Here is a 638-nt window from a genome sequence, read left to right as displayed (position 1 = left end):
CCGCAGGCGGGGCATGGATGCGTCGGCCCGGGCCGAAATCGTCGCCTGCATCAGTTCCGACTTATTGGGAAAGTAGTTGTACAAGCTGGAGCTCGTCACGTTCGCCACGCGGGCGATTTCGCGGATCGTGGCTTTTGAGTAGCCGACGTCGCCCACGCAGCGCATTGCCGCGGCGATGATTCGTCGGCGAGTCTCTTCGGCATTCGCGCCCACCGGACGCCCGAGCTGCGACGGCGTGGTGGTCATGCACCTCCGCGGGAGCCGGAAGTCGTCGGTCGGTCGAATATATTCGACCACATATCAGCGAGGACCCGACCGACCATGACCCGAACACAGCTGGGCCGCCCCGTGGGCGCCAGTGGCGAGGAAACTCGCCGGCGGATCATCGTGGCAACCATGAGGTGTGTGGCCGAGGCCGGCTATTCGAAGGCCACGATCCGTGAGATAGCCCGCGTGGCGAACGTGACGAGCTCCAGCTTGTACAACTACTTTCCCAATAAGTCGGAACTGATGCAGGCGACGATTTCGGCCCGGGCCGACGCATCCATGCCCCGCCTGCGGCAGGCTGCGCAGCGCCCGGGCAACGTCATCGGTCGAATCGAAGCGGTGCTCGACGAATGCGGACAGTTGATGCGCGA

The 638-nt window shown here is 64.3% G+C and carries 2 protein-coding genes; one reads left to right on the top strand and one right to left on the bottom strand.

The features are described 5' to 3' along the window. Window positions 1-246, bottom strand: a 246-nt coding sequence (locus tag A5744_RS00010; protein WP_139331170.1) for a helix-turn-helix domain-containing protein, incomplete at its 3' end; no start/stop codon positions are given. Between the two features lie 75 nt (window positions 247-321). Between A5744_RS00010 and A5744_RS00005 the strand changes: the two genes are divergently transcribed. Continuing rightward, the coding region (locus A5744_RS00005) for a TetR/AcrR family transcriptional regulator (protein ID WP_139331169.1) at window positions 322-638 on the top strand (317 nt) is incomplete at its 3' end.

This window comes from Mycobacterium sp. IS-1264 (assembly GCF_001954195.1).
GTDB lineage: Bacteria > Actinomycetota > Actinomycetes > Mycobacteriales > Mycobacteriaceae > Mycobacterium.
The sequence above is the reverse complement of the archived record's forward strand: the minus strand, read 5'-3'. Positions and strand labels throughout refer to the sequence as shown.